Here is a 19,538-nt window from a genome sequence, read left to right on the forward strand (position 1 = left end):
GCGAGCAACCTCAACCAGAATCGGTTGTCGAAAATCTGCTGATTGTCGAAACAGTAGAGTCGATCGAGCAACCTCAACCAGAACCAGTTGTCGAGAATCTGCTGATTGTCGAAACAGTAGAGTTGAGCGAGCAACCTCAACCAGAATCGGTTGTCGAAAATCTGCTGATTGTCGAAACAGTAGAGTCGATCGAGCAACCTCAAACAGAACCGATTGTCGAGAATCTGCAAGTTTCAGAAACGGTAGAGTCGATCGATTATTCTCAACTAGAACCAGTTGTCGAAAATTTGCTCATTGTCGAAACAGTAGAGTCGAGCGAACATCCTCAACCAGAACAGGTTGTCGAAAATCTGCCCGTTGTTTCAGAAACGGTAGAGTCGATCGAGCCTTCTCAACCAGAACGGGTTGTCGAAAATCAGCTCATTGTTCAAATGGTAGAGCAGATCGAGCATTCTCAACCCGAACCGATTGTCGAAACTCTGCAAGTTTCAGAAACCGTAGAGTCGATCGACTATTCTCAACTAGAACCAGTTGTCGAAAATTTGCTCATTGTAGAAACAGTAGAATTGATCGAGCATTCTCAACCAGAACCGATTGTCCAAAATCTGCAAGTTTCAGAAACCGTAGAGTCGATCGAACATCCTCAACTAGAACCGATTGTCGAAAATCTGCTGATTGTTCAAATGGTAGAGTCGATCGAACTTTCTCAGCCAGAATCCGAACCGATTTTAGATGCGCCAAAGTCGATCGAACTTTCTCAGCCAGAATCCGAACCGATTTTAGATGCGCCAAAGTCGATCGAACGTTCTCAACCCGAACCCGAACCGATTTTAGATACACCAAAGTCGATCGAACGTTCTCAACCCGAATCCGAACCGATTTTAGATACACCAAAGTCGATCGAACATCCTCAACCCGAATCCGAACCGATTTTAGATACACCAAAGTCGATCGAACGTTCTCAACCCGAATCCCAACCAGTTGTAAAAAATCGGCCACTTAAAAAAAAGCCACAACCGAGTAGCGATTCTCAACCAGAACAGCCACCTGTTACCAAAAAGCGACAAATAGAAAGAAAAAAACAGGATAGCGACAGCAGCGAAACACCACCCGCAGGCGACTCAGAATGAACCAATTACCAATAGCCAATTACCCATTCCCAATTCCTAAATGTTAGTAATGATTAGTAATATTGTCGCAATTTACCGCAAAGAACTACAAAGCTATTTTGCCTCGCCATTAGCCTATGCCATCGCAGCAGTCTTTTGGCTAATCACCGGCTACTTTTTAATAGCCATCCTCCTCGCCCCCGACGGGTTAATTCCCCAAATCGGCCAGCGAGACCAAATGGGAATTACCGAACCTCCCATTGACGTAGCCTACGAATTCCTGCAACTATTTCTGCGAATCATGGGTTCCCTTTCACTGTTCGTACTACCCGCACTCTCAATGGGACTTTACGCAGAAGAACGCAAACGCGGAACCTTAGAACTATTAGCCACATCGCCCTTAACAAACTGGGCAGTTGCTACCGGCAAACTCCTCGGCGTTTTAACATTTTATACCACAATGTTGCTGCCCCTGCTGTTCTGCGAGGCGATCGCCCTCAGTTCCTCAACCCCGCCCGTACCCCCCGGAGTTCTTCTGCTAGGACACGGCGGCTTAATCTTACTAGCAGCAGGAGTATTGTCCCTCGGAATGTTTATTTCCTCCCTCACCGACAGCACAATTTTATCAGCCATCCTCACCTTCACTCTAGTATTATTTCTCTGGGTGATCGATGCAGTCGCCGTCAGTATCGGTGGCCCATTCGGAACAGCATTAGGACATTTGTCGCTGTTAACAAATTACACCAATCTTGTCAAGGGAGTTTTCGATACCAGCAGTTTAATTATGTTTGCCAGTTACATCATTTTAGGAGTATTTCTGACCGCCCAATCCATCGATGCCTTGCGATATCAGCGTTCTTAAAAACATTAGGTAAGGCAGAGACAGAGAAGGTTATTTTTGCCAAAGTAAAGAGAAGTAAAGAAAAAAGGGAAGGTTATTTTTTCCCTGTTAATCATTCTACAAAATACCTCAAACAATGAGATTTATCAATCCCAAAATCGACTTTGCGTTCAAAAAAATATTCGGTTCCAGCGACAGCAAAGACATCCTGATTAATTTTTTAAACGCCATCCTTTATGAAGCACAGCCGATCATCGAAGACTTAGAAATAATCGACTCCCAACCAGAACCTCAAAATCTCGCAACCCAAGACACACACCTAGATGTCAAAGCCACAATTAACGGTGGGAGAATCGCCCTAGTTGAAATTCAACTGATTAACGTGCCTTCCTTTGGGAACAGAGTTTTGTACAACGCTGCTAAAAGCTACAGCCAGCAATTAACAGGAAAAGAACGCTACGAAAGACTAAAAACAGTAATTTCCTTGAAAATTGCCGACTTTGAAATGTTTGAAAATCAGCCAGATTTTTTGTCGCGGTTTGTTTTTCAAGAAAAAGAGCAACAGTTTGAGTGTCCAGATACTGCAATAGAATTAGTATTTATCGAACTGCCAAAATTTAGCAAGGAATTAGCAGAATTAGAAACAACCGCAGAGCAATGGATTTACTTTCTCGAAAAGGCCAGCACTCTGGAGACAGTACCAGAAACACTCAGTGCAGTTCCCGAAATTCAGAAAGCTTTTAGAATTGCCAGCGAGGAAAACTTCACTCAGGAAGAATTAAATGAATTGCAGAAGCAAGAACTGTGGATTCAAGACCAGCAGATTGCCATAGATGTGGCCAGAGAACAGGTGACAAAAACTGCTCAACTATCGTTAATATTGCGTCAGCTAGTGAAGCGTTTAGGCACAATACAACCGGAAACTGAAAACAGCATCCGTCAATTAGGTATACAGGAATTAGAAGAACTAGGAGATGCCGTGCTGGATTTCAACAAGCCGTCAGATTTAACAGCATGGTTGCAGGCTAATGCAATATAGAATAACATCCTCGATCCGGAAATTTTCCCCTCAATTATTTACGTTATGAAAATTAGCAAAACAAATTGGAAATATGTTTTTTTGCTGGGCCCCCTCCTCATCGCTGCGGGGGTAACAGCAGCACTTGTATCTGGAGTATGGGACCCCCTGACAGTCGGTTTAGTTATTGCCGGAGCAGTGACGATCGCACTTTGGCTGCTATATTTGAGTTACGAACAAAGCTTTTGGGGGCAGCGTTCCACTCAAGCCAGCACCAACGCCCTAATTGCTACCCTCGCCGTCTTTGTGATTCTCGGAGTAATTAACTTCATAGCCGTTCGCTATCCCGTCCGCATCGACTTAACCGAAAGCCAACAATTTACCCTTGCCCCGCAGACTCAACAAATACTGCGAAACCTGCAACAAACAGTCAAAGTTTGGGTATTTGACCCCATCCAAAACCCCCAAATTAAAGAATTGCTGCAAAGCTACAAACGCGAGGGAGGCGAAAAGTTCCAATTCGAGTTTGTTGACCCGCAGACCCAACCTGGAAAAGCGCGGGAATTTAGTATTACTAGCATCGGAGAAGTTTACCTGCAATCCGGCGACAAAAAACAAGTTCTGCAAAAAGGTGGCACTGCTTTTGGTAGCGACCCAAATCAAGGTCTTTCAGAGATCAAACTGACCAATGCCTTAGAAGAAATCCTGAGCACTCGCGTTGCTACAGTTTACTTTTTGCAAGGCAAAGGAGCCCGCCCGATAAAGGAAGGTCAAGGCGGAATTCAGCAAGCTGAAAAAGCTTTGAAAGATAAATACTACAACGCCCAAACGCTGAATTTGACCGACCGCAAAGAAGTTCCAGAAGATGCAGATGCTTTAATCATTCCGGGGCAGGACAAACCGTTTTCCGATACAGAAATTAAAGCACTAAGAGCTTATCTCGATCGCGGCGGCAGTTTATTGTTAATGGTAGACCCGGCAATTGATACGGGATTGGGCAAATTTCTGGAAGAATGGGGCGTAAAACTAGACGCCCGTTTGGCCATCGATGCTTCGGGCACTGGTCAAAGATTTGGCCTGGGCCCCACGGTTCCCACGGTCAGGCGCTACGGTGAACATCCGATTACTCAAAGTTTTGGCAACGGTATTTCATTTTATCCATTTGCGCGTGCTTTGGAAACCTCTCCAGTAGCAGGGATAGAGGAAAAACCGCTGATTTGGACGAGTCAGGAAAGTTGGGCGGAAAGCGATTTGACGACTAAGAAATTGGAGTTTGATCAGAAGACCGATCGACAAGGCCCGCTATTATTAGGTGTAGCTTTAGTTCGATCGTCAACTGACAGCACTCCCTTAAAGCCCTCACCTTCACCAACACCAACTTCGCCATCGCCTTCACCCCAAGCATCACCGGCAACGCCATCGCCTTCACCCCAAGCATCGCCGACAGATTCCCCATCACCGACAGATTCCCCATCACCGACAACTTCCCCATCACCGACAACTTCCCCATCACCGACAACTTCCCCATCGCCGACAACTTCCCCATCGCCGACAACTTCCCCATCACCGACAGATTCCCCATCACCGACAACTTCCCCATCACCGACAGATTCCCCATCACCGACAACTTCCCCATTACCGACAACTTCCCCATCACCGACAACTTCCCCATCGCCGATAGATTCACCCTCACCGACAACTTCGCCAACAGCTTCCCCAATCAGCTATTCGGTGATTGTCTCGCAAGAAGCAACGCCTCCAGCATTACCGACGACTTCGCCAACACCGGCAGCATCTCCCACAGCATCTCCCAGTCCAACCGCAACTCCTTCCGCGCCTTCAACTCCTATAAAAACACCGCGAATGGTAGTAATTGGCACATCTCAATTCGTGACTAACGGTTGGTTTGACCAACAACTCAATAGCGACGTGTTTCTCAATTCAGTCAGTTGGTTGAGTAAACCAGACCAGCAAAGCTTTTCTATCAGTCCGAAAAAAGCTACTAACCGCCGCATTAACATGACTGCCCTCCAAGTAGGATTGCTGGTGTTAGCTTGGCTAATGTGGCCTTTACTCGGACTGGGAATTGGCGGCGCTATCTGGTGGAAGAGAAGATAAGTTAGTTGACTGTTGTCAGTTGACTGTTGACAGTTGTCAGTTGACAGTTGACAGTTGTCAGTTGACAGTTGTCAGTTGACTGTTGACTGTTGACAGTTGTCAGTTGACAGTTGACAGTTGACAGTTGTCAGTTGACTGTTGACTGTTGACAGTTGTCAGTTGACAGTTGTCAGTTGTTATTAATAACAAACTCCCCAATTCCCAATGCCCAATTCCCAATGCCCAATGCCCAATTCCCAATTCCCAATTCCCAATTCCCAATGCCCAATTCTCAGTTATTATGAAATTGCAGAAAAATACATTAGTATTGATAGCCGTCGCGCTTAGTATGACTGGGTTGGTTGCTTTGTTCGAGATGCAAGTATCTCCGAAACAGGAAGCCGCTAAGGAAGAAAAACAGAAAATTTTTGCTTTTAACTCCGATCGCGTACAATTCTTTACAGTCAAAACTTCCGAAAAAATATTGACTTTTGAGCGAGTTTATGCTACAAAAGGAGGCAAGTCTAGCTGGGAAATGAAATTGCCAGTGCAAGCACACGCCAGTCAGGCATCGGTGGATTTTTTGCTAGACAGACTGGCAACAGGAAAGAGCGATCGCACGATTAATACTACTGCTGCTCAACTGCCAGAATTCGGTCTCGACCAACCCCAAGCTACAGTCACAGTAAAACTGGACAACCAGGAAACTCACCGCCTAGTTTTAGGCAAAACAGACTTTAGCGGCCGCTTCTTGTACGCTCAAGCCAATCCGCCAGAAGCGCCCACTCAAAATTCCGCCCAAAATTTGCCCGTGCTGCTAGTGCCTTTTGACTTTAAAAATGCCGTCCAGCGACCTTTGTCAGAGTGGAAAAAAGCAGAAGAACCCAAAACAGAGAAACCGCAAAAACCCTCTCCCACGCCCAGTCCAGACAATAAATAGATGCCCAGTTGATCTGAGATGTTGCACCATTCTCAATAAGCCTTTTATGAACAGGCAAAATGCCTGTTTCACAAAGAGTGAATTTTCTTCTGAAACAGGCCCGAAAGCCTGTTGCTGACAATGGTGCACTCTGGGATAGAATTTAAAGAACAAATCCCAAAACCTGTTACATCCAACATTCCTCACCTAAAATACAGAAAAGTCTAAACTTAAACTGTATTTAAGTGGCGTGCATTACCCCCAGGAAAGGGCGAATATGTTTCAGACAGCACTCAACCAAGGTACGACAGCAACGGATACAGCGCTTGACGTTGAACTCCGCAAGGTATTTAAGGTATTTAATGGCGAAACCGCAGTCCGCGGAGTAGACCTCAACATCCGCCAAGGAGAATTTTTTAGCATCCTCGGGCCGAGTGGCTGCGGCAAGACTACGACGCTGCGCTTAATCGCTGGGTTCGAGACTCCCTCGGCGGGCGAATTGATGATTCGTGGCCAGTCGATGACCAACACTCCAGCTTACCGCCGTCCGGTAAATACTGTGTTTCAAAGCTATGCTTTGTTCGGACACATGAATGTCTGGGACAATATCGCTTTTGGATTGCGGATCAAAAAACTGGGTAAAGCAGAAATTGAAGAACGGGTACGGGAAGTTTTGCAATTGGTGAAAATGGAATCTTTCGCCAACAGGTTTCCCGGTCAAATGTCGGGCGGCCAGCAGCAGCGGGTGGCTTTGGCGAGAGCTTTGGTAAATAGACCGGCGGTTTTGCTGCTGGACGAACCCCTCGGTGCTCTGGATTTGAAGTTGCGGAAGCAGATGCAGTTGGAACTGTCGAATTTGCATCAAGAATTGGGTTTGACTTTTGTGATGGTGACTCACGACCAAGAAGAGGCGATGAGTCTGTCTGACCGGATTGCGGTGATGCACGAGGGCAGGATTGAGCAAATTGGCTCTCCTGAAGAAATTTATGAGTGTCCGCAGACGGCTTTTGTGGCCGATTTTATTGGCGATACGAATTTGTTTGCTGGTACGGTAGAATCTATCGACCGATCGACTATCACAGTTCGCACATCAGCCAATCTGAAAATAATCGTTCAGCAGTCGGATATGTGGAATGGTGTCACAGGCGACTCTGTTGTGGTCAGCGTTCGGCCGGAAAAAGTATATTTGAATCTCTACCAGCCGGAAGTGTCAGTCAACTGTTTTGAAGGGCGGCTCAAAAATACTATGTACATGGGCACGCACGTTCATTACGTCGTTGAGTTGGCTTCGGGCGATAAAATTACTGTGCGCCAGCCAAATACTGGCGGTTCTTTCCCAGATCCGCACACGCCAATTTACGCTTATTGGGGAACTACTGATTGTCTCGCTTTGACCGATCGGAATTAGTCTGTTGGCAGTTGGTAGTTGGTATTAGTCATTAGTCATTGGTTATTTGTTGGTGGTGGGTTCTCCTAACAAATAACATACGACAATTCCCAATTCCCAATTCCCAATTCCCCAATCTTCAATCTTCAATCTTCAATCTCCAAATCTAAAATCTAAAATCTAAAATCTAAAATCTAACTGTGCCTCCGACTAACTTACCAATTTCCAGGATTTTCCCGGCTAATTCTACACGCCGTCAGTTCCTAAAAAATTCGGCGGCGACAATTTCCGGTTTAGCTCTTTCGAGTTGTGGCTGGCGACTTGCAGACGTACAATCTGCTCCTCCTGTCAAAGGTGCGGCAGACAAACTTTTCATCTATACTTGGGCAGGCTATACCGATGAAGCTTTGCTCGATCGCTTTGCCGAAAAAACTGGCATTCGCGTAGTGGCAGACGTGTTTAGCTCCAACGAAGAGATGCTGGCGAGAGTTCAAGCTGGTGGCGCCCGCGCCTACAGCATCATTTACCCATCTGACTACATGGTGGTTCAAATGACGGAACTTGGGCTGTTGAGCCCATTAGACCACTCGATTTTGGGCGGACTCGATCGGCTCAAAAAACAGTTTCAAAACCCTGTCTATGACCCAGGAAACCGCTACAGCGTGCCTTTGAGTTGGGGCACCACAGGCTTGATTTACAACACCGAACAACTCAAAGAAGCTCCTGAAGATTGGGAGTATTTGTGGCAGCACAAACAGGAGTTAGCAAAGCGAATGACGCTGGCGAGTGATGTTCGAGAAGTCATGGGCGCTGCGTTGCGGATGCTGGGCTATTCTCTGAATTCTACGAACCAAGACCAAGTGAAACAAGCTTACGAAAAGTTGGTGGAACTCAAACCGGCGATCGCATCTTTTACTACTGATGCTTGGCGGCCTCAAATGCTGACGGGGGATTTGAAAGTAGCTATGTGTTATTCTTCTGATGCTAATGAAGTAATTTCAGATAACGATAAATTGAAGTATATCGTCCCCAAAAGCGGTTCTTCTCTGTGGACTGACACTTTAGTAATTCCTCAAGGTGCTCCCAATCCCGAAGCAGCTTATAAATGGATTAACTTTCTCCTGCAAGCCGATGTCGCTGCTTCTTTAGTAGAGCGGCTCAGTTTTTCAACTCCTTCGGAAGATGCTTTTAGTTTGTTGACGCCGGAAGTCCGCGAAAACGAGATTCTTTTCCCTTCGGAAGATATTTTGAAAAAGTGCGAAGGTGTGGCTCCGGTAGGGAAATTTATGGAAGTGTACGATCGCTATTGGACTCAATTAACCAGCGGCTAATCATCAAACCTAGGGCGGGTTTTACAGGCAATCTCTGATTCTACCCAATATTTACATAAACCCGCCCCCCTACAGCAGATATCCCACTCTATCCGTATTATATCCGCGTTAATCCGCGTTCATCAGCGGTTAAAAACTCAAAAAAATTGATCTATGGCTGTTTCAACTAGAACTCCCCCTCCTATTCCTCCCAATTCTCCATTGAAGGCTGAAACTGTTTCCCCCTGGTCGGCGTGGGCTGTGCCATTGGCATTGCTCGGCCCTTCTGGATTGTTGCTGCTTTTATTATTAGTCATACCAACCCTGGTGATTTTTCAGCTTAGTTTGGTGCCGAATATTAAGCCAGGAGATTTGGTGAATCCTTCGGGAATCGGCAATTACCTGCGAGTGTTTGAGCCGCTGAATTTGCAGGTGATGGGTCGATCGCTCTATTTTGCAACGGGGACTACTATTCTGTGTTTGCTGCTGGGATTTCCCGTCGCTTACTGGATCGCCCTCAATGTCTCGAAAAAGTGGCGGAATTTAACTTTGTTAGGGTTTGTGTTGCCGCTGTGGACTTCTTCGCTGTTGCGATCATATGCTTGGATTACAATTCTGCGTCCTACGGGGGTTCTCAACTCGCTGCTGGCACTTCTAGGCATTCCTCCTCTGGAATTGCTTAATCAAAGTTCCGCAGTTTTAATCGGCATGGCTTACAGTTATTTGCCTTATATCGTGACAATTCTCTACGCTTCTTTGGAAAAGTTAGACCGCAGGTTGTTAGAAGCATCTCAGGATTTGGGTGCGAATCCAGTGGAAACTTTCTGGAAAGTCACAGTACCTCAGACGATGCCGGGAATTGCTGCGGGTTCTTTGCTAGTATTTATTAGCAGTTTGGGCGATTTTGTCGATCCAGAGTTGCTCGGTGGAGCTTCGAGTATGACCGCAGCTCGTTTGATTTACAATCAGTTTTTGGGGGCGACTCAAAATTGGGGGCTGGGTTCGGCTCTGAGTATGGTATTAATCTTTGCAGTGAGTATCGGAATTGCCCTTTTACTCAAATATGGCGATCGTAATGCAGTTTAGGATGTTTAAGGAAGAAGGAAGTTCGGCAACGGATTATATAACGGATGTAACGGATGTGACGGCTGTCAGTCCGATGGAAGAAGGAAGAAAACAATCCTAACGAATTAACAATTACCAATTACCGATTACCGAGAAATGGAAAAGACAGCCGAAAATCCACAGGAGGAAATACAAGCCGATATGTACTTAAAACCTAAATTTAAGATTTCTTGGCAGGTGATATTTGCCGTTGTGATGTTTTTTTATATGTACCTGCCCATCCTGGTACTCACATTTTACAGCTTTAACAAATCGCGTTTTAGCGCCGGCTGGGAAGGATTTACTTTAGATTGGTACGTTAAATTATTTAGCGATACGCGGATTTTAGTTGCCCTGAGAAACAGTTTAACAGTTGCTGTTTGTGCAGTTGCAATCTCGGCCGTACTTGGCACTTTGATGGCCGTTGGTTTAGCCCGCTACCGCTTTCTTGGCAAGAGTTTATATCAAGGAGTCTCCTACTTGCCGATTATTATTCCAGATATTGCGACCGCAGTTGCTACTCTGGTATTTTTAGCGGCGCTGGCTATTCCTCTGAGTTTGTGGACAATTGTCGCCGCTCACATTGTGTTTTGTCTGGCTTACATCGCCCTAGCTGTTTCTACTAGATTGGCCGATTTAAACCCGTATTTAGAAGAGGCTGCCTTGGATTTGGGTGCAACGCCTGTTGAAGCTTTTATTCAGGTTTTGCTCCCTCAATTAATACCCGGAATTGTTTCAGGTTGTCTGCTGTCTTTTGTCCTCAGCATGGACGATTTTTTGATTGCGAGTTTTACCGCAGGTAGCGGGACTACAACTCTGCCGATGGAAATTTTTAGCCGGATTCGGACTGGAGTAAAACCGGATATTAATGCTCTCAGCGTGCTGTTGATAGTAGGTTCGGGAGGATTGGCATTTTTAGCGGAATATTTGCGCGGCCGGGGCGAGCAAAAACGGGCTCATTAGTCATAGGTTATTGGTCACCAAAAAACCCGGTTTCTTTAAGAAACCGGGTTTCTGAAGCGGTAAGGTGCGAACTACGCAGCCTACATAGGTTCGGCGTCTAGGACCCAATTGCTGCTATTTTGCTGCTGGTAATTTCACCTTAGTAGCCAAACCTAGTGCTTCCAAAACTTGAATTGTCATCCAAGTGAAGTCAATTTCCCACCATTCCATTCCGTGACGCGCAGAGTATTGATAAGCATGGTGGTTGTTGTGCCAGCCTTCGCCGTAAGTCAAGACAGCCACCCACCAACAGTTAGTAGAACTATCGTTTGTTTCGTAGGTGCGGTAGCCAAATTTGTGAGTGGCGCTGTTAACAAACCAGGTGCAGTGATACACCAAAACTAAGCGTACAAAAATTACCCACACTACAAACGGCCAGCCTGCTGCTAAGTAAAGCAAGACGCCAAAGACGATTTGCATCGGGAGAAAGTAGTTTTGCAAAAATTGGTAAAATGGATCGCTCGAAATGTCTTTTGTACAGCGGGAAATTTCAGCGTGAGCTGGACCTTTATATAGCATCCAGCCAATATGACTCCACCAAAAACCCTTTTGGGCATTGTGAGGGTCGATCGCATTTTGGTCAGAGTGGGTGTGGTGCAATCGGTGCAGCCCAACCCAATCAATTATTCCTCCTTGACAGGCAAGGGCTCCACAAAATGCTAGAAAATATTCGACGAATTTTGGTGTCTGAAAACTGCGGTGGGTGAGCATACGATGCCATCCGAGAGTTATTCCCAAACCGCCGGTTATCCAGTGCATGAATACTGTTAAACCAACTGCTGTCCAATTGAAGTTACTTGGTAGCAGGGCGAACAAAGCGCCGATATGAAGTCCTGCTAAACTAATAACGTGCTTCCAATTGTATTGGAGTTTTTCTTGCGTTGCTATTGTCATTCTTTTTTTGATTTCTGATGAGATGCCGACCGGGATTCACGCATAATAGTTTGGATTGAGCAGTGAACTTTTTTGCTGCACACTTGCCCAAACTAATAAAGAATCAATGATAGATTTGGGATTAGGATTGAAAAAAATTTACGGTTGTATTTTGAAAATAAAAAATTTGGCTGCCAAACAAAATTTTTTGTTCCCAATTATATTATAACTGATTCTGGTTTTGGTTGGGTCGATCGCACTACATGATTCGAGCTTACTTCAACCCAACCTATACCGCTCGCAAAAACAGGATGAGGCATTGGTCACGAGCCATTAGTCCAGAACTGATGACCGACAACCCATGACTCATTGCCCATGCTATTTTTCTGCTAATTTCACTTTGGTTGCCAAACCAAGTGCTTGCAGCAGTTGAATTGTCATCCAGGTGAAGTCGATTTCCCACCATTGGAGACCGTGGCGCGCCGAGTATTGAAAGGCGTGGTGGTTATTGTGCCAGCCTTCGCCGTAGGTGAGCAGGGCAACCCACCAGCAGTTGGTCGATCGATCGCCCGACTCGTAGGTGCGGTAGCCAAATTTGTGGGTAGCGCTGTTAACAAGCCAAGTGCAGTGGAACACCACCACGATCCGCATAAACACGCCCCAAACCACGAAAGACCAGCCGCCTAATAAATAAAGCAACACACCGAAGACGACTTGGATGGGGATAAAATATGCTTGGAGAAACTTGTATACTGGGTCGTCGCCGATGTCTTTAGTAAAGCGGGGGATTTCCACTCTGATCGGGAGATCCGAGAGCATCCAGCCCATGTGGCTCCACCAGAAGCCTTGATTGGAATCGTGGGGATCTGTTTCGGTGTCGGAATGTATGTGGTGTAACCGGTGCATTCCTACCCAGTCGATCGGGCCACCTTCACAGGAAAGGGTACCGCAAATAACTAGAAAATACTCTAGCCATTTCGGTGTTTGAAAACTGCGGTGGGTGACGAGGCGGTGATATCCGAGAGTAATTCCTAAACCACCTGTTACCCAATGCAGGAAGACTGCTAGCCCGACCGCAGACCAGCTAAAATTACCCGGCAGCAAAGCAAATAAAGCACCGATGTGCAGAAAGGCCATAAAGCCTACGACAGGCCAATCAGGAGAAGTTTTTTTGGAAGTTGCAATCGTCATGAATATATTATGTTTACAAACTAGGGGCCGCATCTACGCCATAATGAACAGCGCGCACGCAAAGGGTGAGCGAGGTATAGATGAATAGCGTTTCACGGCTACAGGAAGCAGAACAGGCACTCTTTCAGATTTTTTCTGGTATTGACACTACAGTCAAGCAAAATCTTCAACGAGTCTTAAAAGCTTTTCGCAGCCACCGGGTTGGAGTCCACCATTTTGCAGGGGTTACGGGTTACGGCCACGATGATTTGGGTCGGGAGACTTTGGACGGGGTGTTTGCCGAAGTGGTAGGGGCCCAGGCCGCGGCTGTCCGGGTACAGTTTGTTTCGGGTACTCACGCGATCGCCTGTGCTCTTTTTGGCATCCTGCGTCCTGGTGACGAAATGTTGGCAGTGGCTGGTTCTCCCTACGATACTTTAGAAGAAGTGATCGGCTTGCGGGGGCAAGGTCAAGGTTCACTTGTTGAGTTTGGCATTAGTTACCGTGAGTTGCCTCTAACTCGCGAAGGAAGTTTGGATTGGCACGCATTGAGCTCTACTATTTCAGCAAAGACTCGCCTGGTTTTTATCCAGCGCTCTTGCGGCTATTCTTGGCGGTCGAGTTTGTCTATTTCTGAGATTGAAAAAATCGTCGCCATAGTCAAACATCAGAATCCTAACACAATTTGCTTTGTTGATAATTGTTACGGGGAGTTTGTGGATGATTGCGAACCTACTGCTGTGGGTGCCGATCTGATGGCTGGTTCTTTAATCAAAAATCCGGGGGGTACGATCGTCCCTGCGGGCGGTTACGTGGCCGGCAGGGCTGATTTAGTGGAGGCGGCAACTTGTCGCTTGACGGCGCCGGGAATCGGCAGCAGCGGCGGTGCAACTTTTGATTTGAATCGGTTGCTGTTTCAGGGTTTGTTTATGGCTCCCGGTTGTGTGGGAGAGGCGATGAAGGGCAATCATTTGACGGCTTATGTTTTTTATAAGTTGGGTTATCGAGTGAATCCTATGCCTTTGGCCAGAAGACGAGATGTGATTCAGGCGATCGAATTCGGTTCTGCTGATAAGTTAATTGCTTTTTGTCGCGCCGTTCAGCAAAACTCTCCCGTTGGTTCCTATTTAGATCCCGTGCCGGCTCCGATGCACGGGTATGAAAGTCAGTTAGTGATGGCTGGGGGTACTTTTATTGATGGGAGTACGTCGGAGTTTTCGGCTGACGGGCCTCTGCGGGAGCCTTACGTGGCTTTTTGTCAGGGGGGGACTCATTGGACTCATGTATCGATCGCCCTGGAGGATGCGATCGAGGCTGTGGGCCCCGCTAATAAGTAAGTTGTAGGGGCGGTGCTGTACCGGGGTATCTCTGGGTTTTCATGGTGATTTTTGGGGATTTTTTGACCGCAGATGCAGGCAGATTGACGCTGATGAACGCAGATTAGAAGATGTATCCGGGGTCGGCTGCTGGGAGTGGGTTCGCCTTCGATCGCGCCGGCATCGGTACACAGAAGCAGAGTTAAAATTAATATCGCTGTATTTGCGAGTTTACTCGGCTTTTTTGAGTGCTTGAATATTGCATTGCATAATTATGCTGACATTGCGCGAAATCTTGTCTATTTCCCAATCCCACCACCTAATTTCTAATAGTTCTGCAACTTCACCATCGCTAAAACGCTGTTTGATTGGATGGGCGGGGTTTCCACCCACAACGGTGTAAGGGGGAATGTCTTTTACTACAACGGATTTGGCAGCAATAACGGCACCGTCGCCGATTTTGACTCCGGGCATAATCATGGATTCATAGCCGATCCAAACATCATTGCCAATGACGGTATCGCCTTTAGTTGGCAGTTCCATTAATAAATTCATGGCTGTTTCCCAACCGTTGCCAAAAACCGGAAAAGGGTAAGTTGAAATGCCGTCGAGTTTGTGATTTGCACCGTTCATGATGAATTTGACGTTGGTGGCGATCGCACAAAATTTGCCAATAATTAATCGATCGTTTCCATAGTTATAAAGTACATTTTTTTCAAAGTTTTCTGGTTCTATTGGATCGTCGTAATATGAGTAATCGCCGACGATAATGTTGGGGGATTTAATAAAGTTTTTGATGAAGCATACACGCCGCTGATCGGCCATCGGATAGGGTCGGTTTGGATCGGGCCCAATTTGTGTCATAAGTTTCAAGCTTTATTCGTTAAGCGGCTGGATTGATGTACTGTTAATCCGAGTTAGGTTTGCTTCTGCTTCATTAACATAGACTAATAGAGTTTGTCAAGGGGTGGGCGAGAAATTTGGGGTCGATCGCCCTGCAAGAAATGAGACAAAATGGTAAAAGCCAACATCCATCCGTGTTGCGAAGCGGTTAAAAATCCCAAATTAATATTAAACAAGCGATCGCAGTGAGATAATTTATGAGAGTACGAACCTACGAAATCGGTGATACCCAACAAATTGTAAAACTGTTTTACGACACCGTACACGAAGTAAACATCCGCGATTACACAAAAGCACAAGTAGATGCTTGGGCTCCAGCCGATATCGATATTGAAAGTTGGACTAAAAGTTTAAGCAGTAAATTTACTTTCGTAGCAGAAGAGGGTGAGAAAATTGCAGGTTTTGGGGAATTAGAAGCAAGCGGCCATATCGATCGCTTTTACTGTCATCAAGATTTTCAAAGACAAGGAGTTGGCAGACTAATTTTAAAACAAATTGAGTCAAAAGCCAAAGATTTAGGAATTAACAAGTTATTTACCGAAGCCAGCATTACAGCTAGACCTTTTTTTGAAAGCCAGGGATTTATTGTGATTAGAAAACAAGAAGTAGAACGCAGAGGACAAAAATTCATCAACTTTGCGATGGAAAAAAATATATAAACAACGATTTGTGTAAAATTAGATCGAAGAGTTTTATCCAGGAGTTGCGATGGTGACGGAAGCTACAAATGTGCTGGGCGGAAAGTTAGAGACTTGCTGCACTTCCCCAATGACAGGATATTATCGGGACGGCAAATGCAATACAGGTGGTGGCGACTTTGGGGCTCACACTGTTTGTGCTCAACTTACAGAAGAGTTTTTGCAATTCACCAAGTCGAATGGAAATGATTTGAGCACTCCGGTTCCCGAATTTAACTTTCCCGGTTTGAAGCCTGGGGATTGCTGGTGTTTGTGCGCTTCTCGCTGGAAGGAAGCAATGGATGCGGGATGTGCGCCGCTTGTGGTTTTGGGTGCGACTCACGCCCTGACTTTGGAATACGTTTCTTTGGATGAATTGAAGCACCATGCTGCTGATTTGTAGGAGGATGTGGGTGTGCGATCGCTTTTAGTCAATAAGGGCGATCGGGTTTTTCTGATGAATAGCAAATTTATCCTTCGTAACAGAAATATTTAAGTGCGATCGGGCGTCACTGTAAACTTTTATGGTTTAGTTTGTGGTTCCCACTTACAGATAGACTCTGGCTTGAGAGGGCAAGTTTTAGGGGCGATCGGATTTTCCATGAGGTCAAGCTCAATCAGGTTAGTCAAAGAGGCTAGCGGTTTGATGTCGCTGATTTCATTGAAGTTGAGGTCAAGCTCAATCAGGTTAGTCAAGGATTCTAGCGGTTTGATATCGCTGATGTGATTGAAGCCAAGGACGATCAAAGCCAGGTTAGTCAAGGATTCTAGCGGTTTGATGTCGCTGATTTGATTGTTCTGGAGGTTGAGATAAGTCAGGTTAGTCAAGGATTCTAGCGGTTTGATGTCGCTGATTTGATTGAAGCTAAGGATGAGATCAGTCAGGTTAGTCAAGGATTTTAAGGGTTTGATATCGCTGATGTGATTGAAGCTGAGGACTAGCTCAGTCAGGTTAGTCAAGAATTCTAGCGGTTTGATGTCGCTGATTTGATTGTTCTGGAGGTTGATCTCCGTTAGGTTGGTTAAGGATTCTAGCGGTTTGATGTCGCTGATTTGATTGTTCTGGAGGTTGAGTTCCCTGAGAAGAGAAAGTTTCTGATTAGCCGCATCGCACTCAGTAGTCCCTGCTTGCTGCAACAGCACCTCAACAGTGTGTTTAGCTTCTGGACTCAAATCAGCTTTTTCGCGACACCAGTCAGCAAATGTTCTGTTTTCCACTCGCACTTCTGCAGCCTTCGCAGACAGTCCATTTCCAGATAATGCTAGAAGCACACAACAAGTAAGTGCGATCGACCTTGGTAAATTGATATATTTCTGTGCCACTATAAGTGTCATAATCTTATATATCTAATTGAAAGTTAAAGCCATCTTGCACCACAAACACAACCAATAATTGATTCAGTTTTTTTCAAAGGACTTAAGCTTTGAGGCAGAGGTTTGAACCCCTGCCGGACTGAAGGAAAGAGGGCAATATCATGTCCCTGCAAAATACCTCTTAAAAACTCTCCTAATCACCTCACTCAGGCAACTTATACTGCCCCACAATCCGCTTAGCATATTCCGGCACATGAGCCTCTAATTTCTCAGGATAATTGCGCTTCACATACAGATAATTGCGAGTGAAATGAGAATCAATCGAAAACCGAGCATATTCCAAACCCTTCGGCCCAATTCTCTCAATAAAAACTCCCATTAACTTCGCCGCCCACATCGGCAAAGTCACTCCTTTTTCATAAGCAGGAATGCTTTGCTGAACCGCCTCTTTTCTGTTTCCCTTAGACATCACCGGCTGAGTATTTAGCTGATCCGTTACCAAATCTAACATTTCTTGCCCGGTGTCATTTCGCACCACAATCCACTGCCAGCCAAAGGGCGCGCCCATGTAGCCCACAACTAAATCTGCTAAAGAATTCACATAATCAAAACAGCTCAAACAAGAAGGAGCAAAAACATCTTTCAATTCCTTAGTATTCAAGCCAAAAAAAGGCACTTTTTCTTCCGAACCATCTTCGTGTTTGAAGTGAACGTTAAAATCTTGCATAAACTCGTAAGACACTACCGTTTCAGGAGAACGGCTAGTCGTGTCTAGGAATTTCTGCAAGCCTGCGCGGCTGACATTATCGACGCAGGGAGTTCCCAAAACGTAGAGCTTTTCTAAACCGAGTTTTTTCTCGACTGTTCGCAAAGCTTGAATTTGACAGCCGACACCAATTACTAACAGCCGCTTCATCCCAGATTTTTCTATTTGTTCTAATACTGAAAGATTGGGAGAGAGAGTTGGTTTGTTGACTTTTGCTGCGAGAATCTCTTCACGATTTTTAGCAATTATCGGCATCGGTTGAAAGCGGTCTTCTTTAGTATTTTGGACGCAAACAACGCCTTCTACAATTCCTTTTTCGAGCATTTGAATCGCAATTGTGCTGACGATCCCCGTCCACTGAGCGCCCTCGATCGGCTCTTTTTTCCGAGCCGCCATCATGTTTTGACTGACTCCAAAATACCAATCGTCGGGATTGTCGAGATTGCGCGATCGCCCGTGAATCTCTGCTTCTAATTCCGCGATGTGCTGTGTTAAGAAAGCACAAGATTCCTTGACATAATGAATGTAATATGTATCGCACAAACCGCACTCGCTGCACAGTTCTTTAGCGGGGCGGCGGCTACCGGGTTTGAGGGCCTTGGATTTTTGGTGCTTAGTAGAATCGGTGGCGGTCATCTAAATTACTTATTTTATGCAGATATGGCTTTTGTTAGGATATCACAGCAATTTCCGTTGATTTACCTGCTTTATTCTTTCTTTCAGTCCTCCCAGGCGGACGCAAGCTTGTGCGGGAGCAAATTCGGTTCGCCCGAAATTGGCGGTTTTCAAAGCTTAAAAAATATTAGTCAGGACTTACCTAGGTTGCCCTAGAAACCCGGTTCCTTGCTGAATACCTCAGTGTTAAACCAAAGAGTTATGGTAACAACCGGGTTTCTTTGTGTAGTTTTGGTAAAAAAACTCGGTTTCACAGCATCGCCGTGCGTCTAGGAGTGTTTGTGTAAGTCCTATTAGTATCAATCCGGATCTAGCAGGCGATCGCGGGAATACATAGCCAAATAAAGCTATAAAAAAATGGTAAAAATGTTTGTGACAACAGCCCTCGCTGGCATCATGATGAATCTCGCGATTTCGAGCTTTGGATTTGCTGCTTTAATTGGCCCTGTTCCCGCTATGAATCAAACTGTTGCGACTCTAGAAAGAATGCTCAGCGCGACACAAAAGCCGGCGGCCCTGAACTATTCGCGCCTGGGGATTGGCGGCGTGCGGTTGGGGATGTCTGTAGAAGAGGCAAAACGTAAGTTGGGAAAACCGCAGCGCGACGAAACTAAAGCTGCTGGATCTGGGCTCGGTGGCAAGATTCGTACGCTAACCTACCCAAGATTGACCGTAGCAGCATGGGAGGGAAAAGTTTATTTAATTTCTACTACCAATCCCAAGTTTCTGACAATTGATGGTGTGAAGCTAGGAGATAACAGCCAAAAAGTCGTTAAAACTTACGGTTACGGGTCGCAATCTGTGCAGGGTGGAGTGACTCGGTTGACTTACAGCAATGACCAAAAGGCTTCTAATTTGATTGTGGAACTTAAGGTCGATCGCGTGCAAAAAATTATTGTGAGCACGCAGCTCAACTGAAATATTAAACAACTGTGCAAAAGTCCAGGTTCACAAGTTTGTAGTAATGACTTTATTCCTTATTTAAGTAGTTAGACAGAATTAATTACACAAATACATAGTAGAATGATATTCCAGGCAAAATTATGAGTTAATTAGA

At 45.6% G+C, this 19,538-nt stretch carries 17 protein-coding genes and 1 pseudogene; 13 read left to right on the forward strand and 5 right to left on the reverse strand.

Features of this window, described 5'->3' with window-relative positions:
- From QUA24_RS14820 to QUA24_RS14860, 9 genes and pseudogenes are all read left to right on the forward strand, one after another.
- Positions 1-1,130, forward strand: a pseudogene (locus QUA24_RS14820) (ATP-binding cassette domain-containing protein); the annotation flags it as partial.
- A 40-nt stretch (positions 1,131-1,170) separates the two neighbouring features.
- Positions 1,171-1,971, forward strand: a complete 801-nt coding sequence (locus tag QUA24_RS14825) for an ABC transporter permease (protein ID WP_333130509.1) — start codon at positions 1,171-1,173, stop codon at positions 1,969-1,971.
- Positions 1,972-2,086: 115 nt separating this feature from the next.
- Positions 2,087-2,989, forward strand: a complete 903-nt coding sequence (locus QUA24_RS14830) for an Rpn family recombination-promoting nuclease/putative transposase (protein ID WP_333230543.1) — start codon at positions 2,087-2,089, stop codon at positions 2,987-2,989.
- Between the two features lie 45 nt (positions 2,990-3,034).
- Positions 3,035-5,086 (forward strand): Gldg family protein, encoded by a 2,052-nt coding sequence (locus QUA24_RS14835; RefSeq protein ID WP_333230544.1) that lies wholly within the window; start codon positions 3,035-3,037, stop codon positions 5,084-5,086.
- 166 nt (positions 5,087-5,252) lie between these two features.
- Positions 5,253-6,005, forward strand: coding sequence for a DUF4340 domain-containing protein (locus QUA24_RS14840; protein WP_333230545.1), 753 nt, complete (start codon positions 5,253-5,255; stop codon positions 6,003-6,005).
- Between the two features lie 256 nt (positions 6,006-6,261).
- Entirely contained in the window at positions 6,262-7,392 is a 1,131-nt protein-coding gene (locus QUA24_RS14845; RefSeq protein WP_333161790.1) for an ABC transporter ATP-binding protein, read from the forward strand.
- 179 nt (positions 7,393-7,571) lie between these two features.
- The gene (locus QUA24_RS14850) at positions 7,572-8,702 is read left to right on the forward strand and encodes a spermidine/putrescine ABC transporter substrate-binding protein (RefSeq protein WP_333230546.1); all 1,131 of its coding nucleotides are present in this window, start codon (positions 7,572-7,574) and stop codon (positions 8,700-8,702) included.
- 153 nt (positions 8,703-8,855) lie between these two features.
- Positions 8,856-9,767 (forward strand): ABC transporter permease, encoded by a 912-nt coding sequence (locus QUA24_RS14855; RefSeq protein ID WP_333230547.1) that lies wholly within the window; start codon positions 8,856-8,858, stop codon positions 9,765-9,767.
- Between the two features lie 135 nt (positions 9,768-9,902).
- Positions 9,903-10,748: an ABC transporter permease gene (locus QUA24_RS14860; RefSeq protein ID WP_333230548.1), complete on the forward strand. Its 846-nt coding sequence runs from the start codon at positions 9,903-9,905 to the stop codon at positions 10,746-10,748.
- Between the two features lie 114 nt (positions 10,749-10,862).
- On the opposite strand, the gene QUA24_RS14865 is transcribed toward QUA24_RS14860, so the two are convergent.
- Together QUA24_RS14865 and QUA24_RS14870 are read right to left on the reverse strand one after the other, a co-directional pair.
- Positions 10,863-11,681, reverse strand: a complete 819-nt coding sequence (locus tag QUA24_RS14865) for a fatty acid desaturase (RefSeq protein ID WP_333230549.1) — start codon at positions 11,679-11,681, stop codon at positions 10,863-10,865.
- 357 nt (positions 11,682-12,038) lie between these two features.
- A complete protein-coding gene (locus QUA24_RS14870) occupies positions 12,039-12,851 on the reverse strand; it encodes an acyl-CoA desaturase (protein WP_333216150.1) in 813 nt (270 codons plus the stop codon).
- A gap of 80 nt (positions 12,852-12,931) precedes the next feature.
- On the opposite strand from QUA24_RS14870, the gene QUA24_RS14875 reads away from it, so the two are divergent.
- Positions 12,932-14,167: a methionine gamma-lyase family protein gene (locus QUA24_RS14875; RefSeq protein WP_333167395.1), complete on the forward strand. Its 1,236-nt coding sequence runs from the start codon at positions 12,932-12,934 to the stop codon at positions 14,165-14,167.
- A gap of 210 nt (positions 14,168-14,377) precedes the next feature.
- On the opposite strand, the gene QUA24_RS14880 is transcribed toward QUA24_RS14875, so the two are convergent.
- Complete coding sequence (locus QUA24_RS14880; RefSeq protein ID WP_333230550.1) at positions 14,378-15,010, reverse strand: Vat family streptogramin A O-acetyltransferase; 633 nt, start codon at positions 15,008-15,010, stop codon at positions 14,378-14,380.
- Between the two features lie 236 nt (positions 15,011-15,246).
- Here QUA24_RS14880 and QUA24_RS14885 point away from each other — a divergent pair, with 236 nt between their 5' ends.
- Both QUA24_RS14885 and QUA24_RS14890 read left to right on the forward strand, forming a co-directional pair.
- Positions 15,247-15,708, forward strand: a complete 462-nt coding sequence (locus tag QUA24_RS14885; RefSeq protein WP_333230551.1) for a GNAT family N-acetyltransferase — start codon at positions 15,247-15,249, stop codon at positions 15,706-15,708.
- 49 nt (positions 15,709-15,757) lie between these two features.
- A complete protein-coding gene (locus QUA24_RS14890; protein ID WP_333161808.1) occupies positions 15,758-16,129 on the forward strand; it encodes a DUF2237 domain-containing protein in 372 nt (123 codons plus the stop codon).
- 119 nt (positions 16,130-16,248) lie between these two features.
- Here the strand turns inward: QUA24_RS14890 and QUA24_RS14895 are convergent, their stop codons facing one another.
- Positions 16,249-17,061 (reverse strand): leucine-rich repeat domain-containing protein, encoded by an 813-nt coding sequence (locus tag QUA24_RS14895; protein ID WP_333230552.1) that lies wholly within the window; start codon positions 17,059-17,061, stop codon positions 16,249-16,251.
- A gap of 181 nt (positions 17,062-17,242) precedes the next feature.
- The gene (locus QUA24_RS14900) at positions 17,243-18,442 is read right to left on the reverse strand and encodes a Coenzyme F420 hydrogenase/dehydrogenase, beta subunit C-terminal domain (RefSeq protein WP_333230553.1); all 1,200 of its coding nucleotides are present in this window, start codon (positions 18,440-18,442) and stop codon (positions 17,243-17,245) included.
- 396 nt (positions 18,443-18,838) lie between these two features.
- Between QUA24_RS14900 and QUA24_RS14905 the strand changes: the two genes are divergently transcribed.
- A complete protein-coding gene (locus QUA24_RS14905) occupies positions 18,839-19,399 on the forward strand; it encodes a hypothetical protein (protein WP_333230554.1) in 561 nt (186 codons plus the stop codon).
- The last annotated feature ends 139 nt before the right edge of the window (positions 19,400-19,538 follow it).

Source organism: Microcoleus sp. Pol12B5, assembly GCF_036701335.1.
Taxonomy (GTDB): domain Bacteria; phylum Cyanobacteriota; class Cyanobacteriia; order Cyanobacteriales; family Microcoleaceae; genus Microcoleus.

What these genes read in the sequence shown, in the direction of transcription:
- QUA24_RS14825 (WP_333130509.1), top strand. Translation starts at nt 1,171, where the DNA reads ATGTTAGTAATGATTAGTAATATTGTCGCAATTTACCGCAAAGAACTA.
- QUA24_RS14830 (WP_333230543.1), top strand. Translation starts at nt 2,087, where the DNA reads ATGAGATTTATCAATCCCAAAATCGACTTTGCGTTCAAAAAAATATTC.
- QUA24_RS14835 (WP_333230544.1), top strand. Translation starts at nt 3,035, where the DNA reads ATGAAAATTAGCAAAACAAATTGGAAATATGTTTTTTTGCTGGGCCCC.
- QUA24_RS14845 (WP_333161790.1), top strand. Translation starts at nt 6,262, where the DNA reads ATGTTTCAGACAGCACTCAACCAAGGTACGACAGCAACGGATACAGCG.
- QUA24_RS14855 (WP_333230547.1), top strand. Translation starts at nt 8,856, where the DNA reads ATGGCTGTTTCAACTAGAACTCCCCCTCCTATTCCTCCCAATTCTCCA.
- QUA24_RS14860 (WP_333230548.1), top strand. Translation starts at nt 9,903, where the DNA reads ATGGAAAAGACAGCCGAAAATCCACAGGAGGAAATACAAGCCGATATG.
- QUA24_RS14865 (WP_333230549.1), bottom strand. Translation starts at nt 11,681, where the DNA reads ATGACAATAGCAACGCAAGAAAAACTCCAATACAATTGGAAGCACGTT.
- QUA24_RS14870 (WP_333216150.1), bottom strand. Translation starts at nt 12,851, where the DNA reads ATGACGATTGCAACTTCCAAAAAAACTTCTCCTGATTGGCCTGTCGTA.
- QUA24_RS14875 (WP_333167395.1), top strand. Translation starts at nt 12,932, where the DNA reads ATGAATAGCGTTTCACGGCTACAGGAAGCAGAACAGGCACTCTTTCAG.
- QUA24_RS14880 (WP_333230550.1), bottom strand. Translation starts at nt 15,010, where the DNA reads ATGACACAAATTGGGCCCGATCCAAACCGACCCTATCCGATGGCCGAT.
- QUA24_RS14885 (WP_333230551.1), top strand. Translation starts at nt 15,247, where the DNA reads ATGAGAGTACGAACCTACGAAATCGGTGATACCCAACAAATTGTAAAA.
- QUA24_RS14890 (WP_333161808.1), top strand. Translation starts at nt 15,758, where the DNA reads ATGGTGACGGAAGCTACAAATGTGCTGGGCGGAAAGTTAGAGACTTGC.
- QUA24_RS14895 (WP_333230552.1), bottom strand. Translation starts at nt 17,061, where the DNA reads ATGACACTTATAGTGGCACAGAAATATATCAATTTACCAAGGTCGATC.
- QUA24_RS14900 (WP_333230553.1), bottom strand. Translation starts at nt 18,442, where the DNA reads ATGACCGCCACCGATTCTACTAAGCACCAAAAATCCAAGGCCCTCAAA.
- QUA24_RS14905 (WP_333230554.1), top strand. Translation starts at nt 18,839, where the DNA reads ATGGTAAAAATGTTTGTGACAACAGCCCTCGCTGGCATCATGATGAAT.